We start from the raw sequence: 14,879 nt of genomic DNA, 5'->3' as shown, positions 1-14,879 counted from the left end.
ACCGTAAATGGAAGATACCAGCCCATGAGTGTTCTCGCCCATGAGATCATGACCCCAACCATTAAGGCCGTGCCCCACAACTGGACCATGGACCGGCTGGCACGGTTTCTCACCGACAATGAAATCACCGGCAGCCCGGTCACGGACGATCATGGCGACATTATTGGTATTGCCACCCTCAAGGACATTACCGAATTTCGCTGGAATGCCTCACGCTCAGGGGATCAGCCCAGATTAACCGAGGAAGAGCAGGAGGAGGCCCGCCGCCTTCGTATGGTCATATTCGAAGAGATGGGCAAAGTACCGGTGGAAGTCCGGGACATTATGACCCCCATTGTTCTCTCGGTTGACGAGGACACGCCAGTGCGAGACATTGCTCATATCATGATGCGGGAGCACCTGCACAGAATCTTTGTCACCAGGGAGTCAAAAATCACTGGTATCATAACTACTTATGACATGCTGAAACTGATTTCTGACCAAGATCTGACGCAACGCTGCGCCGAGACCGACTGAGCCACCAGAGAGGTAGCGCCACCTATGCCAAGAGCATCGCAAGCTCGCCGGAAAATGTACGTCCTCGACACCAACGTCCTGATTCACGACCCGAATGCCCTCCTGAACTTTGAAGAACACGATGTCATCATTCCGATGACCGTCCTCGAAGAACTCGACAGCCTGAAATCTGGCAAACAAACGGTTGCAGCCGACTGCCGTCAGGCCATTCGCAATATCGACAAACTGCTGGGTGATGCCAGCCCCAGGGACATTGAAAAAGGCGTGCCGATTCTGCGAGGCAAGAAAGCGGACCCTCTAGGCACCCTCTCCATCATCATGAGCACGGAAGGTGCGGGCAATCACTCCCTGCCCGAACACCTGAACGACAACAAGATCATCAACACCCTTGCGGCGCTGCAGGCCAGGCACAAATCCCGGAACATCATTCTGGTCAGCAAAGACATCAACATGCGGCTCAAGGCTCGCGGCTTCGGGGTTGAAGCCCAGGATTACCACAACGACCAGTTACTGGATGACATTGATCTTCTGCCCAAGGGCTACAAGGAATTTCCGAATTCCTTCTGGGACGGAATCGCCAAAGTAGAGACCATCCAGAGGGAAGGGGTAACCGAACACCTGCTCAAACGGGAGGGCGAACTTGCCAGGCTGAACATTAATGAATTTGTGATTGATGAGCAGGGCTTTATCGGCAAAGTGGTGGATATCTCCGAAGATCAGCTGATTCTCAAGGACCTTCATCAACACGACCTGATGAATGAAGAAGTCTGGGGGCTGGTGCCCCGGGACATCTACCAGGCCATGGCACTGAACCTGCTGCTGGACCCGGACATCCATCTGGTGAACCTGACAGGCTCCGCGGGCTCAGGTAAAACCATCCTGGCGTTGGCGGCCTGCATCGAGATGACCGTCGCCAGTAAACTGTACAAGCGCATCATCGCAACCCGGTCCACTCAGGGTCTGGATGAAGACATCGGCTTTCTGCCGGGAACCGAAGCAGAAAAGATGGAACCCTGGCTGGGTGCCATTGTGGATAACCTGGAAGCGCTGCACGAAGACGATGAGAACATGACGGCCAGCGTCGACTACATCCTCAGCAAAGTGCCCCTCCACTTTAAATCCATGAACTACATCCGGGGCCGCAGTTTCCAGCATAGCCTGATCATCATTGACGAATCCCAGAACCTGACCCCACACCAGATCAAAACGATCATCACGCGGGCAGGCAACGGCTCCAAGGTGATCTGCCTGGGCAACCTGGCCCAGATCGATACGCCCTATCTGAGCCCCCTGAGTTCAGGGCTTACATACATGACCGAACGCTTCAAAGGCTTCCGCCACGGTGGCCATATTCACTTGCAAGGGGTGCCACGATCGGTCCTTGCCGAATTTGCAGAAGCCAACCTGTAGACTCCGTTTTAAAGGCCATGCCGCCGACGCCACTGGGCCGGCGGCAATCCCGTCCAGCGCTGGAAAGCCCGGTAAAAAGGGCTCGCTTCGGCAAAGCCCAGCGACAGGGCAATATCAGCCAACGACTGATGCGACGTTTTCACCGCCGTCAGGGCAAGGTCCCGGCGGACCTCATCCAGTAAACGATTAAAGGTATACCCCTCGTCGGCCAGTCGCCGGGCCAGGGTACGTTCACTGATACCCAGAACCCGTGCCGCATCCACCCGTCGGGGGAGTGAAGGCCCGATGCGGACCATCAGCCACTGCCGGAGATCCACGGCCGACACAGCGCTGCGCTCGAGCACAGCCAGCCGTCCAGCGTTATATCGTTCATGAACCCGGGCAAGCGCCGGATTAGCCTGCGGCAACGGCTTGTCCAGCAACTCATTGGCTACCAGCAAACCACTGAAAGCCTGCTCAAAGTCCACCGGACAGCCAAACACTTCCCGATACCCCGCAATCCCCCCCAAGCGGCCATGACTGAACTGGACCCGGGAAGGCCGTACTGCGGAACCTCCAATCCAGTCAGAAAGACTCACCACCGCCGACAAGACCGCTTCAATCTGATGCGGACTGAACGCCAGCCTGCCTTGACGCGGATGATAAACAATCCACGTACCCCGACTGGCTGGCAGCAGCTGAAACCGGCCGCCATCGGAAATCAGCCGCTGATACTTCTGCACCAGAACAAGCGCCTCCCGCAGGGTGGCTGCGCTTTGCATGGCAAAACTGACGGCATCGATACTGGCCGGGCGAACACCACCACCGACTTTCAGCCCGAAGCCAGGGTCCCGCGTACACTGCTCTGCAGCGTGCCAGAGACGAGTGATGAAATCGATCGGCCAACGTTCCCAGTTCAACGCTTCGGCAGGCAATCCTGCAGAGTCCAGCAGAAGGGCCTCTGCGATGCCCAGACGGCGAGCACCGTCAATTACCGTGCTGACCCAGCCCATGGAAACGGTGGCTTCTAATGTCAATTATCGTGGCCTCTGAAGTCAATCCAGATTCGATGATAGCGTTATATCGTCAGCGTTAACAAAATAAAAACACCGGCCGGGTAGGTCCCTATGCCAAACACCGTAAACTCTGACGTTCTGATTGCCGGCGGAGGCCTGGCAGGCCTGGTCACGGCACTGGAAGCCCTGCGTGCCGGGAAGTCCGTGGCCCTTGTTGACCGTGACACACCTGAACGCCTCGGAGGCCTGGCCCTCTGGGCCTTCGGCGGCATGGCCCTGATCGACACCCCCTTGCAACGCCGTATGGGGATTACCGATTCACCCGAGCTGGCACTGCAGGACTGGCTTCGTTTCGGCGAACTGGACCCCGGCGATGCATGGCCGATGGCCTGGGCTCACCATTACGTCGAACGCTCCCGGACACACGTGCATGACTGGCTCATCCAGCAAGGCCTCACCTTCATGCCTGCCGTAAACTGGGTCGAGCGAGGCCGGTTTGGCGACGGTAACCGGGTGCCTCGCTATCACGTTCTCTGGGGTACATCGAAGGCCCTGATTCAACGCCTGGTCGACGCCCTTCACGAGGCAGCCCCGGGCGGCCGACTGCAGCTGTATCACCAGCACCGTATTCTTGGCCTGGACCATCAGGCGGGCACCGTCAGCGGTGCCGTTGCCATCAACAACAATACCGGGGAGGAAGTACATTTCAGGGCACCGGCAGTGGTACTGGCCATGGGCGGCATTAATGGCAGCCACAACGAATGCCGGGCCAATTGGCCAGCAGACAGGCCACGACCAGCCAGCATGCTCAACGGCGCCCACCCGTTTGCCGACGGCAAGCTTCATCACTGGGCCGGAAAGCATCTTGGAGCCCGCATCACCCACGCGGGTGAAATGTGGAACTACGCTGCCGGTTTTCCTCATCCCTATCCCCATTTCAGCGGGCACGGCCTTTCAACCATCCCCTGTAAATCGGCTTTGTGGCTGAACCACCGGGGCGAGCGCATCGGTCCGGAACCGTTGGTCACCGGCTTCGATACCCACTGGCTCTGTCAGCGTGTGGCGGAACAGGAAAAACCCTGGACCTGGCATCTGCTCAATCGGCGCATCGCCCTCAAAGAATTCGCAATCTCGGGCGCCGAACATAACGCCCGTATCCGGGACAAACAGTTCCCACGGTTTCTGAAAGAACTGCTGCTCGGCAACAAACCGCTGGTGAACCAGATGCAGAAAGAGAGTCGCCACTTCCTGGTGGACGATACCCTGAACGGTCTGGCGAACAAGATGAATGCGCTGACCCGCTCCCTGGATATTGACTCGGCCACACTCCAGGCCACCGCCAATGCCTTTGATGCCAATTTCAGCAAAGGAAACCGGCTCAACAATGACCCCCAGATCCGTATGATCCGGCATGCCCGGCAATGGGGGCCGGACCGACTGCGAACCTGCAGGCCGGCGCCATTACAAAACCCAGGTGCCGGCCCGTTTATCGCCATTCACATGCAACTAACTACTCGCAAGAGCCTGGGCGGTCTTCGAACCGATCTGCAAAGCCGGGTGCTGGGCTCCGATGACCAGCCCATCAGCGGCCTGTACTGCGTGGGAGAGGCCGCCGGCTTCGGTGGCGGCGGCTGCAATGGCAAGCGGTCTCTGGAAGGTACCTTCCTGCCCGGCTGTATCCTCACCGCGCGGGCAGCGGCCCAATCGATTGTTTCCGGGCGCTGAGCCCGGCGTTCACTTTTTCAAACAGGTAATCAGGAGAACAACAATGACCAATGGCGCCAAAGCCTTGATGAAAACCCTTGTGGATGCCGGTATCGACGTCTGCTTCACCAACCCCGGCACCAGTGAGATGCATTTCGTTGCCGCTCTGGATAACGAGCCCGGCATGCGGGCTGTGCTCGCGCTGTTTGAAGGTGTCGCCACCGGGGCTGCCGACGGCTACGCCCGCATGGCCGACAAGCCTGCTGCAACCTTGTTGCACCTGGGGTGCGGCCTGGGCAACGGCCTGGCTAACCTGCACAATGCCCGGAAAGGTAAAGTACCGGTGGTCAACATTGTCGGAGACCACGCCACCTATCACGTCCAGTACGATGCCCAGCTGCAGTCCGATATTGAAACAGTGGCCAGGAACGTGTCGCCCGGCTTTGTGCGCACATCGCAAACCACAGACGCGCTGTGCCAGGATGCCGCTGAGGCCATCACCGCGGCGCGAGGCCTACCCGGCCAGGTTGCGACACTGATCCTGCCGGCAGACGTTTCCTGGGGCGAGGGAGGCAAACCCTGCTCTGTTCCTCCCCAACCGGCCGCCCCTATCGCCGACGACAGCGCCATACAAGCCGCCGCCGAAGCCATGCGCGCCGGCAAGAAAACCGCGATACTGCTCGGCGGCCGGGCCCTTCGGGAACCGGCTCTGCTGGCGGCCGCTCGTCTGGCAGCCCATCAAGGCGTGACCTTGTTCGCCGAAACCTTCCCGACCCGCATTGAACGAGGGGCCGGCCTGCCCCCTGTTGAGCGTATTGCCTACCTGGCCGAACTTGCCAGCCTTCAGCTGTCTGAGTTCAGCCATCTCGTTTTGGTGGATGCCAAAGCGCCGGTGTCGTTCTTTGGCTATCCCGGCAAGCCCAGTTATCTGGTCCCGGAAACCTGCCAGGTACACACCCTTTCCACCCCGGAACAGGACGCCGCGGGCAGCCTGAACAAACTGGCCGAGGCTCTGGGCGCCTCTGGCGCCGAACCGATGCTTCAGCCAGCCAGCCGCCCGGGGCTCCCGAAAGGCAAACTGACCGCAGAGAAAGTGTGCCGCGCGCTGGGCGACCTGATGCCGGAAAACAGCATCATTGTGGATGAAGCCATTACGTCCGGGCTGATGCTGAATGCACTGACGGCAGGAGCCCCTCGGCACGACCTTCTGACCCTCACCGGCGGGGCCATTGGGCAGGGGCTACCCAACGCCGTCGGGGCCGCCATTGCCTGCCCGGAGCGCCCGGTATTCGCACTGATTGGCGATGGCACAGCCATGTATACCATTCAGGCCCTGTGGACCATGGCCCGGGAGAAGCTGAACGTCACGAGCATTATCTTCAACAACGCGTCGTACTCAATCCTGAACGTGGAACTGGAACGCGTGGGTGCGGAAGAAGCCGGCCTGAAAGCCCGCTCACAACTGGATATCAGTGGCCCCGTGACTGACTTTGCAGGGCTGGCGAACAGCCTGGGGGTTCATGGCATTCGTGTCACCACAGCGGAAGAACTGGTGAAAGCCATGAAATACGCGCAGGAAAGCCCGGGGCCACATCTGATTGAAGCGGTGGTCCCGGAATCGCTCAATGGCATTAAACGTAAGGTGTTGCCCTGGCTACTAAAATCTCTGCCCAGCCTGCCACGGCCTGTGACCAAAGCTCTGAAGAAAAAAATTGCCCCCTGACGCCAGCGAGGCTCAGTCCTTGAACTGAGCCTTATCCAGGCCGTGCTTTTTCATTTTGTCATAGAGCGTCTTTCGGGCAATACCAAGCTGCACCATGGTGTCCTTGATGCTGCCATGGCACGTATTCAGGGCACTGACGATGGCAGAGCGCTCAAAGCCGTCCATCATTTCCGACAGCGTTTGCCGGCCAGTAATGTTGGGACCACTGGCGGAGTCCCCTTCCTCAAGGGCTGCCGGCCCCAGAAGAACATAGCGCTCGGCCAGATTCCGCAATTCCCTTACGTTGCCTGGCCAGGAGTGCTGCATCAACCGGGTAGCTTGCCGGGCATCCAGGGGAACGCTTTCCCGGTCGTATCGGGCGGCCGCGATCAAAGCAAAATGGTGAAACAGCTTGGGAACATCCTCCTTACGTGCCCTCAGGGGAGGAATATCCACTTTAACCACATTCAGGCGGTAATACAGATCTGACCGGAATTCACCCTTGTCACTGAGAGCTTTCAAATCCGCCTTAGTGGCCGCAATAATCCGGACATCCACATCCACGATCTGATTGCTGCCCAAGCGCTCCACACGCTGTTCCTCAAGCACCCTCAGCAGTTTGACCTGAAGCGGCATCGGCATGCTTTCAAGCTCGTCCAGAAACAGGGTGCCCATGTGCGCATGCTCAATCTTTCCGATCCGCCGCTTATCGGCACCGGTAAACGCTCCGGCCTCGTGACCGAACAACTCACTTTCAATCAGGTTCTCCGGCACCGCACCACAGTTAATGGCAACAAAATTATGGCTACTGCGAGGACTGTTCTCATGGATGTAACGGGCCAGAGCATCTTTCCCTGATCCAGTCTCACCATGCAGTAACACGTTTGCGGAGATATCCAGCACCGGATCAATGGTCGCCATTACTCGCTGCATGGCCACCGAGTCGCCCAGCATTCGGGGGCCCGGACGAGCCAGGTGCCGCAACTGCGCTTTCAAACGGCGGTTTTCCAGGGCCAGGTGTCGCTTCTCCAACGCATGGCGCAGCAATTCAATCAGTTCCTCATGATCAAACGGCTTTTCGATGAAATCGTAGGCACCCAGCTGCATAGCAGATACCGCCGTGCTGATATCGCCCTGGCCGGTCAGCAGAATCACGGGTATGTCCGCATCGATGCTGCGGATTTGCTGCAGCAGTTCCAGGCCGTCCATCCCGGGCATGTTGTAGTCACACAGCACAATGCCCTCAAACTCCGGATGCACCTGCTTCAAAGCGGAAGGCCCATCCTCAAAGCAGCCCACCGGTATATCCTCCAACGTCAGGGTCTGCTCCATCAATGACCGGATATCGGGATCATCATCCACAAAAATGACTGATGCCATTGTCATTCCTCTGCCCTGCGCTGTTTCAGTTTAAGAACAAATTCCGCCCCTGGACCATCCTCACGGTTATGGCCAATCAGGCTGCCACCCAGTGCGTCCACGATCTGTCTTGAGATAGACAGCCCCAACCCAAGGCCCTGTTTAACAGACCGGGTGGTAAAAAACGGTTCGAATACCTGCTCGGTATTGCCGGGAAGACCGTGGCCATTATCCCTGACGCAACAACGCCAGTAATCGCCCTCATCTTCAACCACTACCTCAATTTCGGGCTGCTCCCGTCCTTCCAATGCCTGAACAGCGTTTGCCACCAGATTCACCATAACCTGTTCAATCCGGATCAGGTCTCCGTGACACATCACCGGGGCCTCTGGCCGGCGCCAGCATATCTCAATCCCGACACTGGTGTGCTGGGCCCGAATAATTTTGAGAGCCCCGTCCACCGCCAACCGCAGATCCACCACCGAGGGCGGCCCTTCAGACTTACGGGCGAACACCTTGAACTGCCGGATCAGCTCCGCCATCTTGTCACACAGGGAAACGATCTCTTCAAGGTTGGCGTCCACCATGTCGGTGGCGCCCCGCTCCAGGAACTTACGGCTATTTCGGGCGTATCCCTGAATTGCCGTTAAAGGCTGGTTAATTTCGTGATTCAATCCGGCAGACATTTGCCCAAGCACCGCCAGCTTGGCCGCCTGTATCAGCTCCTGCTGAGTTTCCCGTAGCTCTGTCTGTGCCCGCTCACGCTCCTGGATTTCATCAAGCAACTGATCGTTGGAACGTTTGAGATCGGCCGTCCGTTGGGCTACCCGCCGCTCAAGCTGCTCCCCCCGAAGCGCCAGTTCCCGCTCGCGACGGTAGCGCTCTCTCAGGTAGAGCCAGGTCAGGAAACCGGCCAGAAACATCGCCAGCCCCCCCACCACAAATCCTCCCCGGGTCCAGAGCACTGGCCGGGTGTTGGTGAGAACCATCAGACTCCAGTCCAGCCTCGGCAGCGCCGTCTCTACCGTCAGGTAGACCTCGGCTCCCGTCGGTCCACCCAACTGAATGCGAGAAGATTCCTCCGCCAGGCCCCAGGGTTTTCCTTTCTCCATCAGGTCAACGGGGGTGAGCTCGCGCGCCGGGTAACGCCGCCGAATCCTGGGCGCTTTTTCCGGATCGCTACCCGGCTGGAAGTCCCGGTACAACCATTCGCTTCGACTGGTCAGAAAACTGATGCCATCGCCATCCAGAACCACCATGTCAGCCTGACGGGGAGACTCGGGCCGGTGCCACTGAGATTCAAGCTCATGCACCAACACCTTGATGGCCACCACCCCAAGCATGTTTCCGCGTTGGTCCCGCACCGGATGGGTAAAGTAAAGCCCCCGTTCCAACGACCGGTAACCCAGAGCGAAATAGGCGACAGACTCGCCGGTTCGGACGGCTTCATGAAAGTACGGGCGGAAGGCGTAGTTGTTACCAACAAAGGTATCGGGCTGGCCAAAGTTATTCGCCGCAATGGTCAACCCGGACATATCCATCAGGTAAATATCTGAACCACCCACGATGGTTGCCATCCGCTGCATCTGCTCGTTGGCCCGGAGCAGTATCACGGCATCGTCAGGCTCACGAAGGGCCTCGGCCAGAAGGGGATGTTCCGCAATCAAGGCCGGAACCGGCAAGTATCGATTCAGCTCATTGGCCACCAGTTGGCGGTAGCGAAAAGCTTCCTGTAAAGCTTCCTGCTCCAGTTGCCGGTACCCATACCAGCCACCGAGCAACCAGGACAGCAGCAACGTAACCGCCAGGATGGCATACACGCCGAACCGATGGAGCATAGGTTTTTTTTCCGAAAAGCGAAGAGGGCTCTCGGCCAAGCCTAGCGCCCTCTGCCCGACAGGACAACCCGCTCAGAGGCGGGCGGCCCTGCCAGTCACTGGCCTGCTCAGGCTGCTGCCAGAGTCGGTGCCCGTTTGCGTTGGATCAGCATGGCCACAACAGCCAGCCCGATACCCGCCAGGTCCGTCCACAGGCCACCCTCAATGGTAAGCAGGGCTGCCGCCACCAACAGCAGGCGAACCAGAGCCGGCGCAGCGGAACGGGCAAACCAGCCCAACACGCCTGCAGACAGGAGGTACACCCCGAAGGTTGCGGTGATCAGCGCTCGCGCAATTTCAAACCAGCCGCCTTCCATCAACAGCGCGCTGTTGTAGAAGAACATAAACGGCACGATGAACGCCGCTATGCCAATACGGAACGAGGCGACGGATGTAGACATCGCGTTGGCACCGGAAATGCCCGCTGCCGCGTACGATGCCAGCGCAACCGGTGGCGTGATGGCCGATACCACAGCGAAGTAGAACACAAAGAAATGCGCGGTCAGCGGCTCAATCCCCAACTGCACCAACCCTGGCGCAACCACAGAAGCGGCAACCGCGTAGGCGGCGGTGGTGGGCATACCCATCCCCAGAAGGATAGAAATGAACATCGCAAACACCAGCGCCAACAGGTGGCTATGGGCCGCCACATCCAGAAGCAGTACGGAGAAACGCGCGCCAACACCCGTCAGGGAGATCACACCCACAATCACCCCGGCCGCCGCACACACGACGATAATCTGGATCGACATATAAGCCGCGATCTCGAAGGCGTGCAGGATCTGGCGAAGCCCCATTTTATTCGGGGAGATCCAGCTCACCACAGCCGCTGAAATAGTAGCCAGCGTTCCGGCCCGTATGACCGAGTAGCCCTGGAACAAGGCAACGATCAGAATGATGATGGGCACGAACAGGTACACCTGACGCAGCATCAACCGGAGGTTGGGCAGCTCATCTTCACGCATGCCCCGCATACCCAGTTTCTTGGCCTCAAAATCGACCATGAAGTACACAGACGCGAAATACAGGATCGCGGGAATAATCGCCGCAATGGCAATGTCGGTGTAGGGAATGCCGGTAATTTCAGCCATGATGAAGGCGCCCGCCCCCATAATAGGCGGCATAATCTGGCCCCCGGTGGAAGCCGCCGCTTCAACCGCACCGGCCGACTCCTTGCTATAACCAACCCGCTTCATCAGCGGAATGGTCAGAGAACCAGTAGACACAACGTTACCAGCGCTGGTGCCGTTGATCATGCCCATCAGGCCAGAGGCAAAAATGGATACTTTGGCAGGACCACCCCGCGACCGACCGGCCGCCGCGAACGCAAAGTTAACGAAGTAGTCACCGACTTTCGACGCTTGCAGAAACGCAGCAAAGATGATGAACAGAATAATATACGTGGACGACACCGCCGTGGTGGGGCCAAGAATCCCCGCGTCTGTATACACCTGGCTGAAGAACCGCTGAACCGAAAGCCCCGGATAACCCAGGAAGCCTGGCAGATAGGGGCCTGCGAACACATAGGCCAGAAAAACGAGGGCAATCACCACCAGAGCCATCCCGGCCACTCGGCGGGTGAGCTCCATGATCAGTGCCGTACCAGCCACAGCAGCAAAGGAAATACCGACCGGCGCAAACGCCGTTCCGGTTGTCATCCGCATGGTGGTGTTGAAGACCACCAACAGGTAGGCGGCAACCGCCACCGAGCACACAATCAGCACCAGATCCGGCACACTGAACCGGGCCCGCTCACGCTGGTGGAACCAGCTCATAACAATACCAACACCGGTAGCGGCCAACAGGGGCCAGCCAAAATGCCAGGATTCCAGTTCGGCCGGAATCCGCATGGTGCCACCCAGAATCATCTGGTGAAACGCGTAGGTCTGGTAAAGGGCGTAAACCGCCGGGATAAGGGCCGCCGCGGCAAACCACGTGGTCCACCGGTGCCGGGCCGCGCCTTCCTCACCAGATACAAAACGGGCACCCGCAAACAGCAGGAAGCCAAGAACCAGCGCGCCAGCCACGTGCACAATCCGGAACGACCAGGTTTCCATGGGCGCCACATTCAAGGTGTAAAGGTGGAACCCCGAGTAAGCAATGGCCAGCAGTACAACAACTTTAAGCAACACGCCGGTGAACAGGCGACGATTCGCCTCTACCGGTTCCTCATCCACATTATGAGCGAGTACGTGGTCTTCATTGACCGTCAGGTTTTCTGCCAGCTGCGTCTCGCCGCCGGCATGGGGGTGTTCTTTGGTCATGATAAGTCCTGCCTGTCTGAGAGGCGGTGAATCGATGTCGACCCTGTGCAGAAGGGCCGCATTGCAGCCCTTCCTTCACATGCCTTACTGCTTGATGGCGGCATCCTCGATGGAATAGCCATTTTCGTTGAACCAACGGGCTGCGCCGGGATGCCAGGGCAGAACCTGGTTTTTGGTGTAGTTTTCGGGAATGGAATGGCGGGCCGCCTTGTGGATCGACACCATCTTCTCGTTGTTTTCCATCGTCAGCTTGGTGATTTCATACACAAAGCTCTCTGGCATATCGCAGTTCACCATGGCGAAGTTCCACATAGAAACCACGCGAGACGGCTCATCCAGAGACTGATAAGTGTTGGCCGGGATTACGAACTCAGACACCGGGAAGTTATCAACAATCGTCTTCGCTTCCTCATCGTTCATCCCGATCACATTAACGTCGGTCTGTACTTCCAGTTGACTGACGGCCGGAATAGGGATACCCGCGGCAAAGGCCACCACATCAATCAGGCCATCCTGAAGCTGACCGCCAAGATCCGACCAGCTGCCGTTACGACGCTCGAAGTTAACCCCCAGTGTTTCCATCATGCGAGGGAAATAGGTATCTGAGGTAGAACCGGCAGGGCCAAAACCAATGGTCGCACCATCCGGAATCTCAGAGATCCGGGTAATCCCGGAGCTGGACAGGGTCGCAATCGAGAACGGAGTTTCGTACATCGGGAACATGGCACAGACATTATCCATCTTCATTCCCGGAGCCAGCGGGCTTTCACCGTCAATGGACTCGCGAGCGGGGCCCATGGTGGTCAGGCCAAACTTGAGATCACCGGTGTGAACCAGCGCCATATTCTGAACCGGGCCACCTGTAATCTCCGCACCACCAGACACGCCCAGATTCTCCGCCACAAAGTTCGCCCAGCCGGAACCGTAGGCAAAGTAAGTGCCGCCCTGGCTGGCAGTGCCCACGGTAAAGCTCTCTGGCCAGCCGTCACGGTCCTGAGCCATGACCGGACTTACAACAACGGAGGAGGCGAGCGCAGCCGCCACAATGGTTTGCAGTTTCATAAGGAATGCTCCCGATTCATTTTGTTGGTTGGGTGCCTAATTGCTGTGTCCACAAAGTCACACAGACCAACTAACAGCAAGCACTACGCCAAAAACAAAAATAAAATCAAAAACAAACAGTTAAATAGAAAAGCCATAAGGTTTAGTTTGAGAAACGGGTGAACTCTCACCCAAAAACCTCAAGAAATGAGTCACAACCCACCCAATTAAAGGCATGACCGGCAGAACGAAGGTCAACGATTCAGCACGACCTGAAATCACTCCCAGCTCTCCATACTACCAAATGATAATGAATTGCATTAGCATTTGAGCGCTAATTAACTAAAACCAACAAACTGGACATCTCAACTAAGTGAAACAATGTGAAAAAGCTAAACCACCACATGGATGTTTACTGCAACCACCGACAAGATTTAGTGGATTACGCCACCCCCATTATCGGTTGCCGGAATCAAGCCGAAGACATCGTTCAGGATGCCTTTCTCCGCTTTTTACCTGAGAAAAACAGCAGGCCCCCAAAAAAATCAGGGTTGGCCTATCTGTACAAGACGGTTAGAAATCTGGCGATTGACTTCATCCGTCGCTCTGCCATGGAGAACCGTCATCAGAGTTCAGGCAATATCGAGTGGCTCAACCCGGGAGAGGCTCCAAGCCCCGAATTGGTCAATCAACGGCGTACTGACCTGGATACGATCACTGATGCTTTGTCCAAGCTCCCAGAGAAAGAACGTATTGCCGTCGAAATGCACCGAATCGGCGGCTACACTTTGCAAGAAATTGCACACCACCTGAATGTTTCGGTTGCTACCGCGCATAGATTGCTCCGCAACGGCCTTATCAAAGTTGTTCGCGCCCTGAACGACTACGACCTGATATAGCACCTTTGAAAAAACATCCCGTACTCGTTAAATAAAACACGACTGCAGCCAGCCCTATGACTCCAAAAAGCCAAGCAACTCATCAATTCCCAGACCCGGAACAGCAAGCAATCGACTGGCTTTTGCGTTTTCAGGAATCCCCCAATGACAAAACCCTGAAAGCGCAACACAGGCAGTGGCTCATCGCATCGACCAAGCATGCAGATGCCTGGAACAGGGCCCAGAGAGCCTGGCAACTGACCAGCCTGGCCCGCACCGACAAAAATAACTGGCCAAAACGCCCACCCCAAAACACAACCAACCAAAGCAGGCAACACCTGAAGCCAGTTAAAGTGCTAGCAGCTTCAGCGATGGCCGCCTGTATCCTGGCGACTATCTGGCCGTCGCTCAGCCTGCGATTCATGGCCGATTACCGAACCAACACAGCAGAAGTTAAATCCGTTACTCTCGATGATGGCAGTACGGTTTACCTTGGGGCCAGCAGCGCCATCCGGACCAGATTTTCAGGTAACCAGAGAGCCATTGAACTGTTGTCAGGGCAAGCTTACTTCGACGTAAAACCAGACCGGAACAGGCCGTTCACAGTATCCGCCGACGAGGTGAAAGTGACCGTTTTGGGCACCCGTTTCGATGTGGAATACGGGCACCGAAAATCCTGGATAGGTGTTGTCAGCGGCCGAGTTGAAATCTCAAGCCAAGATGAGCTGGCGGAACTTGGACCTGGTCAAACCCTGGCTTTGCCCCATACTGGAGCCTCCTCACAGCTCCAGCAAACACCACCCGAAACCATCGCCACCTGGACCAACGACCAAATTTACATTCGGAACCGGACTGTCGCCGAGGCAGTACAAACTCTCGAGCGCTACTATGAGGGAAAAATTCTGATCCTTGATGACAGCATCGAAGAGAAAACCATTACCGGCAGCTACAACCCTAAAAACGTCGATAGCGCCTTAGCGGCTATCGTTCAACCCCACGGCGGTCGAGTTCTCAACATCACACCTTTACTGCGAGTCATTACTGGCCCCTGACGACTCGCCATCGTCAGAATGAAAAAAAATTCCCGCTCACTCGTTCTACCTCCAAACGAAAAGCAATGAGTCTTATTTGCA

Annotated in this window: 11 protein-coding genes; 6 read left to right on the top strand and 5 right to left on the bottom strand. The window is 57.2% G+C overall.

Going from position 1 to position 14,879, the window contains the following annotated elements:
- Window positions 1-24 precede the first annotated feature (24 nt).
- Window positions 25-516 carry a CBS domain-containing protein gene (locus K325_RS0104490; RefSeq protein WP_029653065.1) on the top strand — a complete coding sequence of 164 codons (492 nt, stop codon included), beginning with the start codon at window positions 25-27 and terminating at the stop codon, window positions 514-516.
- A gap of 24 nt (window positions 517-540) precedes the next feature.
- Window positions 541-1,926, top strand: a complete 1,386-nt coding sequence (locus tag K325_RS0104485; RefSeq protein WP_029653064.1) for a PhoH family protein — start codon at window positions 541-543, stop codon at window positions 1,924-1,926.
- A gap of 8 nt (window positions 1,927-1,934) precedes the next feature.
- On the opposite strand, the gene K325_RS0104480 is transcribed toward K325_RS0104485, so the two are convergent.
- On the bottom strand, window positions 1,935-2,942 hold the full coding sequence (locus K325_RS0104480) for an AraC family transcriptional regulator (RefSeq protein WP_029653063.1): 1,008 nt from the start codon (window positions 2,940-2,942) through the stop codon (window positions 1,935-1,937).
- Between the two features lie 90 nt (window positions 2,943-3,032).
- On the opposite strand from K325_RS0104480, the gene K325_RS0104475 reads away from it, so the two are divergent.
- Together K325_RS0104475 and K325_RS0104470 are read left to right on the top strand one after the other, a co-directional pair.
- Window positions 3,033-4,646 (top strand): FAD-dependent oxidoreductase, encoded by a 1,614-nt coding sequence (locus K325_RS0104475; RefSeq protein WP_029653062.1) that lies wholly within the window; start codon window positions 3,033-3,035, stop codon window positions 4,644-4,646.
- A gap of 43 nt (window positions 4,647-4,689) precedes the next feature.
- On the top strand, window positions 4,690-6,348 hold the full coding sequence (locus tag K325_RS0104470; RefSeq protein ID WP_029653061.1) for an acetolactate synthase large subunit: 1,659 nt from the start codon (window positions 4,690-4,692) through the stop codon (window positions 6,346-6,348).
- 12 nt (window positions 6,349-6,360) lie between these two features.
- Here the strand turns inward: K325_RS0104470 and K325_RS0104465 are convergent, their stop codons facing one another.
- The 4 genes from K325_RS0104465 to K325_RS0104445 all read right to left on the bottom strand — a co-directional run bounded on the left by K325_RS0104465 (window position 6,361) and on the right by K325_RS0104445 (window position 12,889).
- On the bottom strand, window positions 6,361-7,713 hold the full coding sequence (locus K325_RS0104465) for a sigma-54-dependent transcriptional regulator (protein ID WP_029653060.1): 1,353 nt from the start codon (window positions 7,711-7,713) through the stop codon (window positions 6,361-6,363).
- Window positions 7,710-9,524, bottom strand: coding sequence for a sensor histidine kinase (locus K325_RS0104460; protein ID WP_029653059.1), 1,815 nt, complete (start codon window positions 9,522-9,524; stop codon window positions 7,710-7,712). Before K325_RS0104460 ends, K325_RS0104465 begins: the two co-directional genes overlap by 4 nt.
- A 107-nt stretch (window positions 9,525-9,631) precedes the next feature.
- Window positions 9,632-11,827, bottom strand: coding sequence for a TRAP transporter permease (locus K325_RS0104450; protein WP_029653058.1), 2,196 nt, complete (start codon window positions 11,825-11,827; stop codon window positions 9,632-9,634).
- A gap of 84 nt (window positions 11,828-11,911) precedes the next feature.
- On the bottom strand, window positions 11,912-12,889 hold the full coding sequence (locus K325_RS0104445) for a TAXI family TRAP transporter solute-binding subunit (protein WP_029653057.1): 978 nt from the start codon (window positions 12,887-12,889) through the stop codon (window positions 11,912-11,914).
- A 362-nt stretch (window positions 12,890-13,251) separates the two neighbouring features.
- Here K325_RS0104445 and K325_RS0104440 point away from each other — a divergent pair, with 362 nt between their 5' ends.
- Together K325_RS0104440 and K325_RS0104435 are read left to right on the top strand one after the other, a co-directional pair.
- On the top strand, window positions 13,252-13,767 hold the full coding sequence (locus tag K325_RS0104440; protein ID WP_156836563.1) for a sigma-70 family RNA polymerase sigma factor: 516 nt from the start codon (window positions 13,252-13,254) through the stop codon (window positions 13,765-13,767).
- A 56-nt stretch (window positions 13,768-13,823) separates the two neighbouring features.
- A complete protein-coding gene (locus K325_RS0104435) occupies window positions 13,824-14,798 on the top strand; it encodes a FecR family protein (RefSeq protein ID WP_084694156.1) in 975 nt (324 codons plus the stop codon).
- Window positions 14,799-14,879: the final 81 nt, after the last annotated feature.

Source organism: Marinobacter daepoensis DSM 16072 (assembly GCF_000421165.1).
GTDB lineage: Bacteria > Pseudomonadota > Gammaproteobacteria > Pseudomonadales > Oleiphilaceae > Marinobacter > Marinobacter daepoensis.
This window is presented reverse-complemented; position numbering and strand designations above follow the sequence as displayed.